Annotated in this window: 13 protein-coding genes and 1 riboswitch; of the genes, 6 read left to right on the forward strand and 7 right to left on the reverse strand. The window is 63.4% G+C overall.

Going from position 1 to position 16,025, the window contains the following annotated elements; all coding sequences use genetic code 11:
• Positions 1–12 precede the first annotated feature (12 nt).
• The 3 genes from cobN to LPB73_RS05005 are packed head-to-tail and all read left to right on the forward strand — an operon-like array spanning position 13 to position 5,845.
• A complete protein-coding gene (gene cobN, locus LPB73_RS04995; protein ID WP_231079809.1) occupies positions 13–3,735 on the forward strand; it encodes a cobaltochelatase subunit CobN in 3,723 nt (1,240 codons plus the stop codon).
• Positions 3,732–4,358, forward strand: a complete 627-nt coding sequence (gene cobO, locus LPB73_RS05000; RefSeq protein ID WP_231079810.1) for a cob(I)yrinic acid a,c-diamide adenosyltransferase — start codon at positions 3,732–3,734, stop codon at positions 4,356–4,358. The genes cobN and cobO overlap by 4 nt, the downstream gene beginning before the upstream one ends.
• Positions 4,358–5,845 carry a cobyric acid synthase gene (locus LPB73_RS05005; protein WP_231079811.1) on the forward strand — a complete coding sequence of 496 codons (1,488 nt, stop codon included), beginning with the start codon at positions 4,358–4,360 and terminating at the stop codon, positions 5,843–5,845. Before cobO ends, LPB73_RS05005 begins: the two co-directional genes overlap by 1 nt.
• On the opposite strand, the gene cbiB is transcribed toward LPB73_RS05005, so the two are convergent.
• Entirely contained in the window at positions 5,818–6,786 is a 969-nt protein-coding gene (gene cbiB, locus LPB73_RS05010; protein WP_231079812.1) for an adenosylcobinamide-phosphate synthase CbiB, read from the reverse strand. The genes LPB73_RS05005 and cbiB overlap by 28 nt on opposite strands.
• Positions 6,786–7,649 carry an ABC transporter substrate-binding protein gene (locus LPB73_RS05015; protein WP_120291516.1) on the reverse strand — a complete coding sequence of 288 codons (864 nt, stop codon included), beginning with the start codon at positions 7,647–7,649 and terminating at the stop codon, positions 6,786–6,788. The genes cbiB and LPB73_RS05015 overlap by 1 nt, the downstream gene beginning before the upstream one ends.
• A 9-nt stretch (positions 7,650–7,658) precedes the next feature.
• Here LPB73_RS05015 and cobD point away from each other — a divergent pair, with 9 nt between their 5' ends.
• Positions 7,659–8,645 (forward strand): threonine-phosphate decarboxylase CobD, encoded by a 987-nt coding sequence (gene cobD / locus LPB73_RS05020; protein ID WP_231079813.1) that lies wholly within the window; start codon positions 7,659–7,661, stop codon positions 8,643–8,645.
• 12 nt (positions 8,646–8,657) lie between these two features.
• On the opposite strand, the gene LPB73_RS05025 is transcribed toward cobD, so the two are convergent.
• From LPB73_RS05025 to LPB73_RS05045, 5 genes are all read right to left on the reverse strand, one after another.
• Positions 8,658–9,440 carry an ABC transporter ATP-binding protein gene (locus LPB73_RS05025; RefSeq protein WP_231079814.1) on the reverse strand — a complete coding sequence of 261 codons (783 nt, stop codon included), beginning with the start codon at positions 9,438–9,440 and terminating at the stop codon, positions 8,658–8,660.
• Positions 9,437–10,462: a FecCD family ABC transporter permease gene (locus tag LPB73_RS05030; RefSeq protein WP_231079815.1), complete on the reverse strand. Its 1,026-nt coding sequence runs from the start codon at positions 10,460–10,462 to the stop codon at positions 9,437–9,439. The genes LPB73_RS05025 and LPB73_RS05030 overlap by 4 nt, the downstream gene beginning before the upstream one ends.
• Positions 10,456–12,345, reverse strand: a complete 1,890-nt coding sequence (locus LPB73_RS05035; RefSeq protein ID WP_231079816.1) for a TonB-dependent receptor plug domain-containing protein — start codon at positions 12,343–12,345, stop codon at positions 10,456–10,458. Before LPB73_RS05035 ends, LPB73_RS05030 begins: the two co-directional genes overlap by 7 nt.
• 140 nt (positions 12,346–12,485) lie before the next feature.
• Positions 12,486–12,689, reverse strand: a riboswitch (cobalamin riboswitch).
• A gap of 46 nt (positions 12,690–12,735) precedes the next feature.
• Positions 12,736–13,524 (reverse strand): alpha/beta fold hydrolase, encoded by a 789-nt coding sequence (locus LPB73_RS05040; protein ID WP_093756692.1) that lies wholly within the window; start codon positions 13,522–13,524, stop codon positions 12,736–12,738.
• A gap of 3 nt (positions 13,525–13,527) precedes the next feature.
• Complete coding sequence (locus LPB73_RS05045; protein ID WP_231079817.1) at positions 13,528–14,823, reverse strand: O-acetylhomoserine aminocarboxypropyltransferase; 1,296 nt, start codon at positions 14,821–14,823, stop codon at positions 13,528–13,530.
• A 137-nt stretch (positions 14,824–14,960) separates the two neighbouring features.
• Between LPB73_RS05045 and LPB73_RS05050 the strand changes: the two genes are divergently transcribed.
• Together LPB73_RS05050 and LPB73_RS05055 are read left to right on the forward strand one after the other, a co-directional pair.
• The gene (locus LPB73_RS05050; protein ID WP_231079818.1) at positions 14,961–15,203 is read left to right on the forward strand and encodes a hypothetical protein; all 243 of its coding nucleotides are present in this window, start codon (positions 14,961–14,963) and stop codon (positions 15,201–15,203) included.
• A gap of 132 nt (positions 15,204–15,335) precedes the next feature.
• The gene (locus tag LPB73_RS05055; protein WP_231079819.1) at positions 15,336–15,593 is read left to right on the forward strand and encodes a hypothetical protein; all 258 of its coding nucleotides are present in this window, start codon (positions 15,336–15,338) and stop codon (positions 15,591–15,593) included.
• Positions 15,594–16,025 lie beyond the last annotated feature (432 nt).

Here is a 16,025-nt window from a genome sequence, read left to right on the forward strand (position 1 = left end):
AGGTTCACCCGCATGCATCTGAAGCTCGATACCTCCGGCAGCATTGACGACGGCGACGTCGCCCGCGATCTCGGGCAGGACACCGCCGATATCGTCGTGCTGTCGGCGGCGGACAGCGATCTGGCGGCGTTCGGCGCCGCACATGCGATGCTGCCGGGCGACTTTCCCAGCGTGCGCTTCACCAACATGCTGGCGCTCGGTCATCCCGCGTCGGTCGATCTCTATGTCGAGCGCACGCTGGCTGAGGCGAAGATCGTGGTGCTGCGCATGCTCGGCGGCATCAGCTATTGGCCCCATGGTGTGGAGAGTCTGCGCAGCGACGCGCTGAGCCGCGGTAGCAAGTTCGCCTGCCTGCCCGGCGAGATGGACTGGAATGCCGAACTGGCCGCCCGCGGCACGGTCAGCAGCGACGAAACCCATGCGTTGTGGCGCTATTGCAGCGAGGGCGGCGTCGACAACGCACAGCTGGCACTGCGCTATGCCGCGCATCTGATCGGTCATGGAGAGGAGCCGCCTGTTGCGCGGCCGATGCCTTCGGCCGGCTTCTGGCCGGGTGAGCCCGCGGGGGATAACCGGCCGAATGCGATCGTGATCTTCTACCGCGCGCTGGTGGCCGGCGGCGATACGGCGGCAATCGATGCATTGCGTCGTTCGCTCGACGCGCGCGGCCTCAACGCGGCCTGTCTCTACGTCACGAGCCTGAAGGATGAGCGCTCCGCGGCTTTCCTGCGTGCCGCGCTTGCGGCCTATCCGCCCGATATCATCATCAACGCCACGGCCTTTGCTACCGCGACCGCGCATGACGATGCCGGCGTGTTGTCGGCGTCAGGCTGTCCGATTCTGCAGGTCGCGCAGGCCGGCATCTCGCGCGCCAGCTGGGAAGCCTCTACTCGCGGCCTGACGCCGCGCGATCTGGCGATGCATGTGGTGTTGCCGGAAGTCGATGGCCGCATCTTCGCCAATGCCATCGCCTTCAAGGAACGTGGCGCCAGCGACGGCGGCTTTGCGCCGACAACATTGCAGCCGGTGCAGGATCGGATTGATGCGACCGCTGATCTGGCGCGCGCCTGGGTGCGCTTGCGCCGCGCTGCGGCGTGCGAACGACGCGTCGCGCTGATTCTGGCCAATTATCCCAATCGCGATGGACGCCTTGCCAATGGCGTCGGCCTCGATACGCCGCAGAGCTTGATCGATGTGATCGCCGCGATGCGCGAAGTCGGCTACGGCACTGGTGACGCGCCTGACACGACGACCGCCATGATGCAGCTGTTGCAACAGGGTCCAACGAATGCGCTTGCCGATCGCGCCGAGCGAAGCGGTGGCGTGACGTGGCCGCTGGCTGACTATCACGCGGCCTTTGCGACGCTGCCGACCAATGTGCGGCTGGCTATTGAGTCACGCTGGGGCAAAGCTGAGAACGATCCGCATGTCGTCGATGGCGCCTTCCGCCTCGGCCTGCATCGCTTCGGCAACATCACCGTCGGCGTGCAGCCAGCGCGCGGCTACAATATCGATCCCAAGAGCACCTATCACGATCCCGATCTGGTGCCGCCGCATCACTATCTCGCCTTTTATCTCTGGCTGCGCCGCGACTTCGATAGCCATGCAGTGGTGCATCTCGGCAAGCACGGCAATCTCGAATGGCTGCCGGGGAAAAGCGCAGGCCTGTCGGCCGATTGTTTGCCCGATGCCGTACTCGGTCCGCTGCCGCATCTCTATCCGTTCATCGTCAACGATCCCGGCGAGGGCATTCAGGCCAAGCGCCGTGCCTCCGCCGTGATCATCGACCACCTGACGCCGCCGATGACACGAGCCGAGCTGCATGACGATCTGGCGCGGCTGGAGAATCTGGTCGACGAATATGCCATGGCGACCGATCTCGATCCCAAGCGCGCTGCCGTGATCGCCGAAGACATCCTGTCGCTCGCCCGCGCGCAGCAGATCGATGCCGACGTCAATGTCACTCGCGACACGCCGACGGGCGAGGCGCTGCGCGCGCTCGACGCCCACCTCTGCGATCTCAAGGAGATGCAGATCCGCGACGGACTGCACATCTTTGGCCGCGCGCCCGAGGACGCGCAGCGCAATGAGCTCCTGGTGTCCATCGCGCGCCTGCCACGCTCCGACATCAAGCCGCAGGATGCGTCACTGCATCGCGCATTGGCTGCCGATCTCGGTCTTGGCACGTTCGACCCGCTCACCCGTGATATGGCCGATGACTATCTCGGCCCGCGCCCCGGCGTTCTTGCCAATGTCAGCGATGCAGTGTGGCGCACCACAGGTGACACCGTCGAACGAATCGAAGGGCTGGCGCTGCAACTGGTCTCCGGCGAGCTGCCCTGCGATCCCACCTGGACGCGCGCCACCGATGTACTTCACTGGATCGATGCGAAACTGCGACCCGCCATCGATGCTTGCGGTGGCGCGGAGACGGCCGCATTCCTCAAAGGACTCGACGGTCAGTTCGTGCGGCCCGGTCCATCTGGCGCGCCGACGCGTGGACGCCCCGATGTGCTGCCGACCGGGCGCAATTTTTTCGCCGTCGACGTTCGCGCCGTGCCAACGCCATCCGCCTGGCGCATCGGGCAACTGGCGGCCGAACGGCTGGTCGAGAGCTATTGGCAGGAGGCAGGCGAATGGCCGCGCGCGATTGCGCTGTCGGCCTGGGGCACCGCCAATATGCGCACCGGCGGTGACGATGTCGCGCAGGCATTGGCGCTGATTGGCGCGCGCCCGCTGTGGGAGGAAACCTCCGGCCGTGTCACCGGCTTTGCCATTACGCCGCTGTCCGAGCTGAAGCGCCCACGCGTGGATGTGACCTTCCGTGTCTCCGGCCTGTTCCGCGATGCGTTCCCGACCCAGATGGACATCATCGGCTCCGCCGTGAGTGCCGTGGCCGAACTTGACGAACCCGACGACGCCAATCCTATTGCCGCCAATGTCCGCGCGCGTGCCCGCGCGCTCGAAGCCGGTGGCATGACCTGCGAGATCGCACGGCGACAGGCGACGCGCCGTGTGTTCGGCTCCAAGCCTGGCGCTTATGGTGCGGGCCTGCAGGCGCTGATGGATGAGGGTGGCTGGAGTAATCGCGCTGATATCTCCGACGTCTATCTCGATTGGGGCGGCTATGCCTATGGCGGCGGAACCGATGGCGAGGACGCACGAGGCGAATTCGCCGAACGGCTGAGGGGCGTCGATCTCGTCGCGCAGGCGCAGGACAATCGCGAGCACGACATTCTGGATTCCGACGACTATTACCAGTTCATCGGCGGCCTCGCGGCGACGGTGCAGACGCTGCGTGGCTCGGCGCCGCGCATCGCCCATATCGATACGTCGCGCCCCGAAGCGCCGATTGCCCGGCCGCTGGCGCATGAGATCTCGCGCGTGGTGCGCGGCCGCGGCGCCAATCCGAAATGGATCGCCGGCGTGATGCGCCATGGCTACAAAGGTGCGTTCGAGATCGCGGCCACGGTTGATTATCTGTTCGGTTTCGCGGCCTCCACCAATGCGGTCGCCAATCACCATTTCGATCAGCTGTTCACCTCCTATTTGGAAAATGACGAGGTTCGGAGCTTCATGGCGTCCGCCAATCCGGCGGCGTTGCGCGAGACGGCGGCACGCTTTGCCGAAGCCATTCGCCGGGATCTGTGGACACCGCGTTCCAATCGCGCTGCCGATCTGATTGCCGAACTTCTGCCGCAGGTACACAAAGAGATCGCAAAGGAAATCGCATGACCGGAACCGCCCACGACGATGAAGAAAATGCCCGCCACAAGATCAAGGCCGCCAAGCACAAGGCGGCGAAGGACAAGATCATGGCGACCAAGGTCGGCGAGAAGGGCCTCTTGATCGTTCACACCGGTACCGGCAAGGGCAAGACTTCTGCGGCGCTCGGCATGGTGTTCCGCCATATCGGTCACGGCTATCCGGTCGGTATCGTCCAATTCACCAAGTCGCCGGAATGGGACACTGGCGAAGCGCGGCTGCTGAAGACCTTCCCGGATCTCGTCACGCTGCACATCATGGGCGAGGGCTTCACCTGGATCACGCAGGACCGCGAACGCGACATTGCTGCCGCGACCGCGGGCTGGGAGCGCGCCAAGGAAATGATCCGCGATGACCGCCATCGTCTGGTGCTGCTCGATGAACTCAACATCGTGCTGCGTTACGACTATCTCGACCTCAATGAGGTGCTGACCTTCCTGCGCGACGAGAAGCCGGCCGACAAGCACGTGGTCATCACCGGCCGGAACGCCAAGCCCGAGCTGATCGAGATGGCCGATCTGGTCACCGAGATGACGCTGATCAAGCATCCGTTCCGCGCTGGCATCAAGGGCCAGAAGGGCATCGAGTTCTGATGAACCTGAATACGCCTGCGCTGATGATCCAGGCGACCGGCTCCAATGCCGGCAAGTCGACGATCGTCGCTGGCCTTGCGCGGGCGCTGGTGCGGCGTGGCTTGAAGGTGGCACCGTTCAAGCCGCAGAACATGTCGAACAATGCCGCTGTCGCGGTCGAGGGCGGCGAGATCGGTCGTGCGCAGGCGGTGCAGGCGCGGGCTGCGAAACTTTCTCCGTCCGTACATATGAATCCGGTACTGCTGAAGCCTGAGACGGATACCGGCGCGCAGGTGATCGTGCAAGGCAAGCGCTGGGGCACGCTGCGGGCGAAGAACTATTTGGAGAAGAAGGCCGCATTGCTGCCCGCCGTGCTCGAAAGTTTTTCGCTGCTCGCCGATCAGGCGGACATCGTTCTCATCGAGGGCGCCGGCAGCCCGGCCGAGATCAATCTGCGCGCCGGCGACATCGCCAATATGGGTTTTGCTGCTGCAGCCAATATTCCCGTCGTGCTCACCGGCGATATCGATCGCGGCGGCGTCATTGCGAGCCTCGCCGGCACGTATCTGGTGCTTGAGGCGGAAGAACGTGCGCGCATCCACGGCTTCATCGTCAACAAGTTTCGCGGTGATCCCAGCCTGTTCGACAACGGCCTCACGGCGATCACGCGGCTGACGGGGTGGCCATCCATCGGTGTGTTGCCCTGGTTGCCGCAGGCGGCGTTCCTGCCTGCCGAGGATGCTGTCGATCTCGATCGCACCCATGCCTCGTCATCGACCCGTGTCATCGCCGTGCCGGTGCTGGCGCGGATCGCCAATTTCGACGATCTCGATCCGCTTGGCATGGAGCCCGGCGCGAAGCTGGTCTTCATCAGGCCGGGCGAAGCCATTCCGGGCAATGCCGACGTGATCATCATTCCCGGCAGTAAATCTACCATCGGCGATCTCGCCTTCCTGCGTGCGCAGGGCTGGGACATCGACATCAAGGCGCATGTGCGCCGCGGTGGTCATGTGCTCGGCCTGTGTGGAGGCTACCAGATGCTCGGCCGTACGATCGCCGATCCCGATGGCGTCGATGGTTCACCAGGCACTGTGGAAGGGCTCGGCCTGCTCGATATCGCGACGCTGATGAGCGCGGATAAATCCACGACGCTGGTCACCGGTACGCATTGTGCGACTGGCGCCGCAATCGAAGGCTACGAAATTCATCTCGGTCGCAGCGAGGGTGACGACTGCGCGCGGCCGCTCGTGATGATCGATGGACGACCTGATGGTGCTGCGTCCGTCGATGGACGGGTGCAGGGCACTTATGTCCATGGGCTGTTCACCGGCGATGCGTTCCGCAAGGCATGGCTGGCCAATCTGGGCATCGCGTCGTCGCTGGCCTATGATGCGCAGATCGAAGCCGCGCTCGATGCGTTGGCCGATCATTGCGAAAAGCATCTGGATATCGATCGACTAATCGAGATTGCCCGCAGCCGTCACAGCAACAGCGCCAGCGCAGCATAGATTGTGGTTTGCGAAACGCAAGCTGCGACGAACACGCGAAGTGCCCGGCCGATGTCGTCAGGCGCTGCGGTTCGGCCTTCGGCATTGAGATAGGGATCGTTGACAGCGCCCTCGGCATAGACGCGGGGTCCAGCTATTGCGATCCTGAGCGCGCCAGCCATGGCACTTTCCGGCCAGCCGGCATTGGGCGAACGATGCTTGGAAGCGTCGCGCATCATGATCTTCAATGACGCGATGATTGATCCGCGTGACACTGGCGCGGCAAGCGCGACCAATATTCCCGACAAGCGCGCCGGGATCAGGTTGACGAGATCGTCGAGCCGCGCTGCAGCCCAGCCGAAATCGATATAGCGCGTGCTGCGATGGCCGATCATGGAGTCGGCCGTGTTGATGGCCTTGTAGGCGATCAGGCCGGGCAATCCGAGCAATGCCAGCCAGAACACCGGCGCGACGATGCCGTCGGAGAAATTTTCGGCGGTGGATTCGATCGCCGCGCGCGCGACGCCGCCTTCATCAAGCCGCTCCGGATCGCGGCCGACGATCATTGCGACGGCCTGGCGTGCTGCGGGCAATCCGCCCTCGGTGAAAGCGCGACGCACGCGGGCCACATGCTGATACAGGCTGCGTTGGGCGATCAGCGTCGAGGCAATCAGGGCTTCGACGCCGAAACCGATCCAGTTGTCGTTGAGAAGATCGGTGAGCAGTCCGCCGACAAGTATTGCGACACTGACCAGCGCGATGATAGTGACGACGCCTGCCAGCTTGCGCTGCCGACGCGACCAGCTCTCGAGGTTGAGCCGGTGTTCCAGCCAGCCGATGCCGTTGCCGATCCAGACCACGGGATGCGGTGCGCGGCGCCACAGCCAGTCGGGATCGCCGATCACGGCATCGAGCAGCAGCGCCGCGACCACCAGCAGGAGCGCGTCGCCATGCACCAGCATCAGGGCGCCACGCGACTGATTTCGGTAGTCAGTCGATCGAGCGCCTCGACCATGGTCGGACCGCCGCAGGCGGTGAGGCGCTCGGGCAGCACCAGTCGCTTCGATGCCGGATAGAATTTCTCCAGTGCGGGATGCAGCAGGAAGGCGCGGCCTTCGTCTTCGGCAAAATCGGTATTGTCGGTGACCAGCAGCAGATCGGGCCTCAGTGTGACGATCGCCTCCAAGGAGGCGAAGCCGCCAGCCTTGAGGCCGAGCTCGCCGCCGGCATTGCGCAGCCCGACCGCTGATAGCAACGACGTGGTCAGATTTTCGCCGCCGGACACCCAGCCGCGCCGCGACACCGCCAGCACGCGCAACGGCTTGCGCTGTACGGCGGCGTGGGCCTGCGCGATTGCAGTATCCAGTTTCGCTATTTCGGCTTCAGCACGCTCCGGATGCTTGACCAGCGCGCCCATCTGGCGGAGCTGTTTCTTGACGTCGTCGAGCGAGCGGGCGGGATCGAATTCGGTGACCTTCAACCCCTTGTCCTTCAGGAGTTCGCGGGTCGCGCGCTTGGTGAAGCGGCCGGCGACGACGACATCCGGCTTCAGCGCCAGCACGTCCTCAGCCTCGCCGGACAGCAGGCGGAACGCCTTCGCCTTGTCCTTGTCCCATGAGCGGAACGGATCGCGCGCATAGGGGCTGAGGCCCAAAATCTGCTCGGGATCGGCGAGGGTGACGAGCAGTTGATCGGTGCAGAGGTTGATCGAGGCGATGCGCGGCAGATCGGCCGCACTGGCCTGCAGCGGCGCCCATGCGAGCAGCGCGAGTGTCGTAGCCGCGAGCGGCCAAAGCCTCTCGCGCTTCGCCCGATATGATGGCATGACACAGGCATGAAACATGGTGGCGATCTCACGCAGGCGATGGCGGAATTCGGCGGTGCGCCGGACCAATGGCTCGATCTCTCGACCGGGATCAATCCATGGCCGTGGCCAATTCCTGCCAACCTGCCGAGCCATCTTTGGGAGCGCTTGCCGACGCGCGCCGACGAACAGTCGCTGCTGTCCGCCGCGCGCAGCGCTTACCACGTGCCCGATAACGTCGATGTCGTTGCCGCTGCCGGTACGCAAGCTCTGATCCAGTGGCTGCCGCATCTCGCCGCGCCCGGAGCCGTTGCCGTCGTTGGGCCGACCTATAACGAGCATGTCGCGGCTTGGCGTGCCGGCGGACATGAGGTTGGCGTGATCGGCAGCCTCAGCGCATTGCCTGATCATGCCAAGCATGTGGTGATCGTCAATCCCAACAATCCCGATGGGCGGATCGCCAAGCGCGATGAACTCGCCGATGTTGCGGCGATCCTGCAACGGCGCGGAGGCTGGCTGGTGATCGATGAGGCCTTCGCCGATGTCGATCCCGCGATCAGCGCGGCCGGCCTGTGTGCGACACTGCCGGTAGCAATCCTGCGCTCGTTCGGAAAATTCTACGGTCTCGCAGGCGTACGTCTCGGCTTCGCGCTCGCGGCGCCGCTGATCGCGCAGCGTATCGCGACCGCTATTGGTCCATGGGCTTGTTCCGGTCCCGCACAGGTTATCGGTGCGGCCGCCTTGCGCGACGAGCGCTGGGCCACGCAGACTCGCGTCGCGCTGGTCGCCCAGGCCATCAAGCTCGACACCGTGTTGGCCGATGCCGGTTTCGAAATTGTCGGCGGCACGCCGCTGTACAGGCTGGCGCGACATGTCGACGCCTTGAAATGGCATGCCGCATTGGCCCGGGAGCAGATCTGGTGTCGCCACTTCGACTGGAGCCATGAGCTGCTGCGGTTCGGCCTGCCGTCCGATGCGGCTGCTCTGAGCCGGCTTGCTGCTGCGCTGGCGAAATAGCCGCCACATCGCTCAGACTCCCGCCCAAGGCAGGATAATCGTTTCGTTTTGGTGTTCGGCGCGATAGGTGCTGATGCGGAACACATTGGCGACGATGTCATCGGACAGCGCCTGTCGCGGCGCGCCCTGCGCAGCGAGGCGCCCGTCGGACATCACCAGCACCGTATCGGCGAAGCGCGCGGCGAGGCCGAGATCGTGGGTGACCACGATCACCAGCACGCCGCTGTCAGCGACATCGCGCAAATTCTTCATGACGTCGATCTGGTAGCGTGGATCGAGCGACGCGGTCGGCTCATCGGCCAGCACGATCGGTGCCTCGACGGCGAGAACGCGGGCCAATGCGACGCGGCTGCGCTCGCCACCCGAAAGCTCAGTCACGCGGCGATCGGCAAAGGCGACGACGTCCGTTGCCAGCATTGCGCGCTCGACCGCAGCCTTGTCCGATGATGTCAGCCGCGCCGGATCGGTCGCGCCATGCGGATAGCGGCCGAGGGCGACAACGTCCTTCACGTCGAGCGGCCAGTGCACAACATGACCTTGCGGCAGATAGCCGAAGCGTTTTGCGCGCTCGCGCAGCGACAGGGATGCCAGCGCATCGCCGGCGACGTGGATCGTGCCCGTTGAGGACTGCAAGCCTGCCAGCGCACGCAGCAGCGTCGTCTTGCCGGCGCCATTCGGGCCGACCAGAGCGACCAGATGCCTGCGTTGCAGCGAAAGCGAGACCTCGTGCAGCACCGGACGGCCGGAGAGCGTGACGCTCAGATTGCTCGCTGTCAGCAGCGCCTGATCGGTCATGCGACGCCTCCGCCCAGAGCGCGCCGCTCGCGCATGATGAGATAGAGGAAGAACGGCACGCCGATGATCGAGGTCAGGACGCCGACCTTGATGTCGGTGGTCGACGGGATGACGCGCACGGCGATATCCGCGGCCAGCAACAGCGCCGAGCCGGTCAGGGCGCTCGGAATCAGCAATCGTGCGGGATCGTGACCGATGATCGGGCGCATCAGATGCGGTGCGATGAGGCCGATGAAGCCGATAGTGCCGGTGACTGCGACGGCGCCGCCAACGCCGAGCGCGACGCCAAGAATCACCAGCAGGCGCAGGCGGCTCACATGGACACCGAGGCTTTGTGCGGTCTCTTCGCCGAGGCTCAATGCACGAAAGGCCGAGCGCTGGCTCATCAAAATGATTGCGCCGGCAACAATGAATGGTAGCGCCAACGTGACGTGACGGAAGCTGCGGTCTTCCAGTGAACCGAGCAGCCAGAATGCAATTTCGAGCGCGGCGAAGGGATTGGGCGACAGGTTCATCACCAGCGCCGTCGCGGCACCCGCAAGACTGGAGATCGCGAGACCGGCGAGGATCAGCAACAGCAGACCCGCATTGCGACCGGCGATGCCGAGCAGCACGAAGACCGACAGGAACGCCATCATGATGCCGGCAACAGGCAGCGCCCATGAGCGAACATCGGCCCAGCCGAGCGAGATCATCAGCACCGCGCCGAAGGCCGCCGATTGTGGCGCGCCGAACAGCGACGGCGAGGCGAGGGGATTGCGCAGCAAGCCCTGTAGCGCGGCACCGGACAGGCCGAGAATCGCGCCGATGGCCAGTGCGAGGATCGCGCGCGGCAAGCGGATTTCGCGCACGATGATCTGCTGCACGTCGCTGCCGCCGCCGAACAGTGCATCGAGCACCGTCAGCGGCGAGAGTTTGACAGGTCCCGTGCCGAGCGAGCCCAGTGCCAGCAGCGTGACGAGGCCGACGAGCGCGATGGTCGCGATCGTCCGGCGCCGTGCTGCTGGCGCTATGCTCACCATGTGGCGTTGAAGCCTGCGTAAGCCGCAGGCCCCGTGGTGCCGAAGTTCAGCACTTCCTGATAATGCTCATTCAGGATGTTCTCGCCGCGGGCGAAGACCTTCCAGTTCGCATCGATCTTGTACTCGGTATAGAGATCGACGCGGGTATAGGCATCCACCTGACCGACCTGATTGGCACTGCTGAAGCGCTTCGACACCGTGGTGACACGCGGCTCGATCATCCACTTGTCGGTCGGGGTGATCGTGAGTGCGAAGCGGGCGAAGTTCTTCGGCCGACGTGCCAGCACTGTATCATTGCCGAGATCTTGCGCGTGCAGGTAGGTGTAGGCTGCGTTGAACTTCATCAGGCCTGGAATAACGTCCACATTGGCACCAACTTCGAGACCATTCGTTTCGGCGCGTGCGACGTTGATGTAGCAGCCTGTGGTTTGGGCAACGGGACACGAACCGGGGCTTCCCGTCGGCGTCACGAAGTTGATCAGATTGCTGTAGTCGTTCGAGAAGCCCGTCAGCGAGACCACCACGCGGCCGTTGAAAAGGCTCTGATCGACGCCGGCGTCGTAGCCGAAGCTTTGCTCCGGGCTGAGCGTCGGCGTGCCGTTTGCCGTTGAATACAGCTGGAACAGTGTCGGTGCCTTCGCGCCGGTACCTGCGCTGGCGTGGAACTTAGTGCTGGTTTCTGTAATCGTATAGGCGGCCGTGGCACGCCATGTCTCGAAGCGCCCGACATCCACGACGTCGTCCACGCGGCCGCCCAATGTGATGTTGAGACGTTCGCCTACGGGGACCGACCACAGCGCGAAGATCGAATTGGTATCTTGGCGTTTCGCCAGCGCGGGTGTGATAGCGGCCGGTATCGGCAGGATGGCGGTCGTGTAGGTCTTGGCTGTCTCGCTCTGCGTCTTGGCGCCGTAGATCAGCGAGCCAAATGCGCCGAGCTTCAGGTTTGCCTGATATTCTGCGCCGAGGCTGTCACCATTGTAGTCGAGAATATTGGTCGTGGTGTTCTGCGGCAGCATGTTGGTGCGATAGGTTACGTCATAGTTCGAACGCTCGGTATGCGTGTTCGACACGGTGACACTATGCGTGAGAATGCCGCCGAATGAATCCAGTGAGACGCGGCCGTAAACGGTTTGCAGCAGGCGCGTGACATTTGAAGGCGTGTCGGGAAGCTGCACGGCTCTCGACGTCGGACTGAAAGTGCCGTCATAGGCGGCTCGCGTGAAGGATGACACGAAGCCGGATTCCAGCCGGATGCCTTCGCCGGCATCGTAGCCGATCCTGGCCGATCCGCCGACGCGATCAAAGCCGTCGCGTTCGAGATTGGGGTACAGCGCTTCAAACTGAGGGATGCGATAGCCGAAGCGCGAGAAACCGTTCGAGTGCTGGCCGCCGCCGGTGAAGGCATAGGACCACGGACCGTTGGAGCCGGTCAGCGATCCCTGCGTCATGACAGTGCCATAGCTGCCGGCTTCGGTGCGTACGTTAACTTGCGCAGGGCCAGAGCCCTTCTTGGTAATGATATTGATCACGCCGCCCATGGCGTCTGATCCATAGAGTGCGCTCTGCGGGCCCTTCAGGACTTCGATGCGCTCCATCGCCGAAGGCGTGAACATGGCGAATTCGAAATCGCCGGACGCCGCCGTGGGATCGTTGACGCGGATGCCGTCGATCATCACCAGCGTCTGGCCGGTGTTGCCGCCGCGCAAGCGGACATTGGTGGTGCCGCCTGGGCCGCCGGTTTCGGTGATGTCAAGACCAGGCACGGTGCGCAGCGCATCGACCAGCGAGCCGGGATTGCTGGTCGCAATGGTCTCGCCTGACACCACGCTGATCGAACTGCCAGTGCGATTGAGTTGTTCGGGTGCTCTGTCCGCCGTCACTACGATTTCGGAGAGCTGCTCGGCACTGGACTGCGCATACGCAGCACTGTGAGAGCACGACAGAACAACAACGGCCGCAGTGCCTGCGGCCAAATTCCGGATAGTCATTTAACCCCTTCCGTCGACCCACCGTCGAACGAGTGTGAAACTCGTTACCGGCCGGTCTCCTGGCTCGCGGTGGTCTCCCGGTCCGCCTTCCCGAATCTGCGATGCAAATTCAGTGGCTTTGTGGACCCGGAATGGCCGCTTACAGTTGCGGGGGCAGCCGCGGCATAGGGGATATTTCCCCGCACCGCATTCCCGTTTCACCTCCTCGCGGAGGCACCGATAACGACAGACAGGAAGCACAGCGCGCCGCGCGGTGCAACAGCCATCACCGCGTTGTGGACTCTATTGCTCGTGCTGTAGCGCGGCGAGCACGTCGTCGGGGCGCTCGACCATCATCATGTGGCCCGTACCCGGCAGAATCACCGTGCGGGCGTTTTTCAATGCGGCGGCCAGGGTCTTGCCGGCCTTGGCAGGAGTCATCATGTCCCGTTCGCCGAGGATGAGCGTGACCGGGATTTCAAGCTGGCCCGCAGCGGTCAGCGCATTCTGGTATGTATTGCAGGCGTTGAGATCGGCGAACAACACGCCCGGCTTTGTGGCTTCGAGCACGCGCTGTGCACCGCTATGCATCCACAACCCCGGCGCGAGGCTGCCGCCGAGTTCGGCGCGAAAGCCGAGCCCCCAGATCGACACCATGTCGATGGCGGAATGCTGATTGGCTTCGGCGTCCTTGAGCAGATCCGGGCCGACGGTCATCGTTCCTGCCGTGCCCATCAGATCGAGGCGCGTGACTTTACCGGGATGCCGCGCTGCAGCCTCCAGCGCGATCAGCGAGCCCATGGAATGGCCGATCAGTCGCGCAGTCTTTGCGCCTGCAGCCTCGATCAATGCTGCGGTCCAGTCTGCGAGATCGGCGATGGTCGTGAGCGCTTCACCCTTTGAGCGACCATGGCCGGGCAGATCCGGCGCCAGCACGGCGAAGCCATGATGCGCGAACCAGCGCGTATGCAGCGCCCAGGTCGAGTGATCGAAGCCGGCGCCGTGGATCATCACGACCACCGGCAGGGAAGGATCGAACGTGCGGCCGCCATTCGCGATATAGGTCTCGTGACCGTTGACGGTGAGTTGCATCGCTCAGCCCTTCTGCGAGATGCGCAGCGCCTGCGCGAGGTCATCGATGATGTCATCGGCGGCTTCGATGCCGATGGAAAGACGGATCAGCTCCTCGCCGATACCGGCGGCCTTGAGTTGCTCGGCGTCCATCTGCTGATGCGTGGTGCTTCCGGGATGAATGACCAGTGTTTTGGCGTCGCCGACATTGGCGAGATGGCTGGTGAGTTTCAGCGCTTCGATGAATTTGCGGCCGGCATTGCGGCCGCCCTTGATACCAAACGAGACGATGGAGCCGGCGCCGCGCGGCAGCAAGCGTTTTGCGAGTTCGTAATCCGGATGGCTCTCCAGCGACGGATGCAGCACCCAGTCGACGGCCTTGTTGGCCGTGAGCGCTGCGAGCACCGCATGTGTATTGGCCATATGGCGCTCCATGCGAATGCCCAGTGTCTCGACGCCTTGCAGAAGCTGGAACGCATTGGTCGGCGAGAGACAGGCGCCGAAATCGCGCAATCCTTCCGTGCGGGCGCGCATGATGAAGGCGGCAGTGCCGAATTGCTCGTCGAAAACGATGCCGTGATAGCCGGCATAGGGTTCGGTGAGTTGCGGGAATTTGCCGGAGGCGTGCCAGTCGAAGCGGCCGCCATCGACGATCACGCCGCCGATAGCGATGCCGTGGCCGCCGATCCATTTGGTGGCGGAGTTCATCACGATGTCGGCGCCGAGCTCGATCGGCCGCGACAGGAATGGCGTCGCGAAAGTATTGTCGATCAGCAGCGGAATCTTCGCGGCATGGGCGATGTCGGCGACGGCGGGTATGTCGAGCACTTCGAGGCCGGGATTGCCGATGGTCTCGCCGATGACCAGTCTCGTGTTCGGCTTGATCGCCCCCTTGAAGGCGTCGAGATCGCGCGGCTTGACGAAACTCGTGGTGATGCCGAAGCGCGGCAGCGTGTGGGCCAGCAAGTTGATGGTGCCGCCATAGAGCGAGGACGACGCCACGATGTGATCGCCGGCATTGAGCAATGTGGCGATGGCGAGATGCAGTGCCGCCATGCCTGACGCGGTGCACACGGCGCCGACGCCGTTTTCGAGTGCGGCGAGTCGCTCTTCCAGCACCGCCGTCGTCGGATTTGAAATGCGCGTATAGATGTGGCCGGCACGTTCGAGATTGAACAGCGCAGCAGCGTGATCCGAATCCTGAAACACATAGGATGTGGTCTGGTAGATCGGCACGGCGCGCGCGCCGGTGATCGCGTCCGGATGCTGGCCGGCATGCAGACTCAGCGTTTCAAAAGCAGGCGGTTTGGGTGCTGGCATGGTCGTTTTATCCCTGGGCACGATTTGCGACATCTATGGCACGAATCGGATGCGAGTGTGAGTCGGCGATATTTCAACTGGTGGAACGAAATGCGGAGCGGCGACTTGTAGGAGGTCGATCACGCGGGAGAGTTATCATGAAGAAATTGCTGCTGTGCACTGCGATTGCGGGTCTCGCGTTTTCATCGGTTGCGGCCGAGGCGAAAGGCTGTATCAAAGGCGCGATCATTGGCGGAATCGCCGGCCACTATGCAGGACATGGCAAGGTCGGCGTCGTTGCGGGGTGCGTGATCGGACGCCACGAGGCCAACAAGGCCGATGCGGAACGGGCGCAGAAGGCGCAGCATCCACAGCCACCGAACGAGAATGGTCGCATCTAGATCGGCGTTTGTCTCAACGCTGGACGATGTTGCTAAAATTTGATGGACTAGACCGGTTCAGTAGAGCCTCACCCTCATCAGGTTGGGGTTCTTTTCGTCTCTGTACGATACCGGACGAGATTGGGCGTAGACGTGGTGCTGCATCGGGATGTGTTTTGGCTCGGCAAGCAATGGGCCGTTACCGGTTACGGGATTCAGGCTGTCAGCCAGAAATACAATATGAAGTTCGATATCGAGGTGTCGCAGATCTGGAACGAGGATCTGGATGCGTTGATGCGCGATGAGCCATGGTTCGATGCGCAGGATTTTGCACAGGCCGTCGAGCGCGCCAGGCAGCGTGCGATGGAATCACCGCTGACGTTCAAGCCACCGCTGAGTGATGAACGATAGCGGCAGCGCATCATTGCAGGATTCAAATTTCAAACAGCCACTGTCCTGAAAACATGCGTTCGCATTCTCGCGGCGCTTGCGCGTCCGAGCTATGAGCATTCCCACCTCGCCCCCCATGAGAGGGCGTGCGGAACGCCGGGTGCCCGTTGCACCCTTGGGCCTGATGCGAATGCGGTCTTCCGCAAGTTAGTGCATCAGGACTTTCGGAAGGCGCGGGGCAAAGATAGTGCCCGGCGTTCCGCATACGGTGTTTTTTCGGCTTGTCTGCGCTTCGCCGTGGCGATCGATCCGTTGCCACTATTAGTGTCCACGAAGGGACAGGGGGCCTCAGACAGTTGGCCGGACGCGTTTCGATTTGGTCGTCCATTACACTGTCCAGGGAGTCTTTCTATCTCAAACCCGGCCGTCTCCATGCCGGTGGCAGTGCTGGCG

The organism is Tardiphaga sp. 37S4 (genome assembly GCF_021044645.1).
Lineage (GTDB): Bacteria > Pseudomonadota > Alphaproteobacteria > Rhizobiales > Xanthobacteraceae > Tardiphaga > Tardiphaga robiniae.

Coding starts and splice junctions, on each gene's coding strand:
- cobN (WP_231079809.1), top strand. CDS start 13: ATGCATCTGAAGCTCGATACCTCCGGCAGCATTGACGACGGCGACGTC.
- cobO (WP_231079810.1), top strand. CDS start 3,732: ATGACCGGAACCGCCCACGACGATGAAGAAAATGCCCGCCACAAGATC.
- LPB73_RS05005 (WP_231079811.1), top strand. CDS start 4,358: ATGAACCTGAATACGCCTGCGCTGATGATCCAGGCGACCGGCTCCAAT.
- cbiB (WP_231079812.1), bottom strand. CDS start 6,786: ATGCTGGTGCATGGCGACGCGCTCCTGCTGGTGGTCGCGGCGCTGCTG.
- LPB73_RS05015 (WP_120291516.1), bottom strand. CDS start 7,649: ATGCCATCATATCGGGCGAAGCGCGAGAGGCTTTGGCCGCTCGCGGCT.
- cobD (WP_231079813.1), top strand. CDS start 7,659: ATGAAACATGGTGGCGATCTCACGCAGGCGATGGCGGAATTCGGCGGT.
- LPB73_RS05025 (WP_231079814.1), bottom strand. CDS start 9,440: ATGACCGATCAGGCGCTGCTGACAGCGAGCAATCTGAGCGTCACGCTC.
- LPB73_RS05030 (WP_231079815.1), bottom strand. CDS start 10,462: ATGGTGAGCATAGCGCCAGCAGCACGGCGCCGGACGATCGCGACCATC.
- LPB73_RS05040 (WP_093756692.1), bottom strand. CDS start 13,524: ATGCAACTCACCGTCAACGGTCACGAGACCTATATCGCGAATGGCGGC.
- LPB73_RS05045 (WP_231079817.1), bottom strand. CDS start 14,823: ATGCCAGCACCCAAACCGCCTGCTTTTGAAACGCTGAGTCTGCATGCC.
- LPB73_RS05050 (WP_231079818.1), top strand. CDS start 14,961: ATGAAGAAATTGCTGCTGTGCACTGCGATTGCGGGTCTCGCGTTTTCA.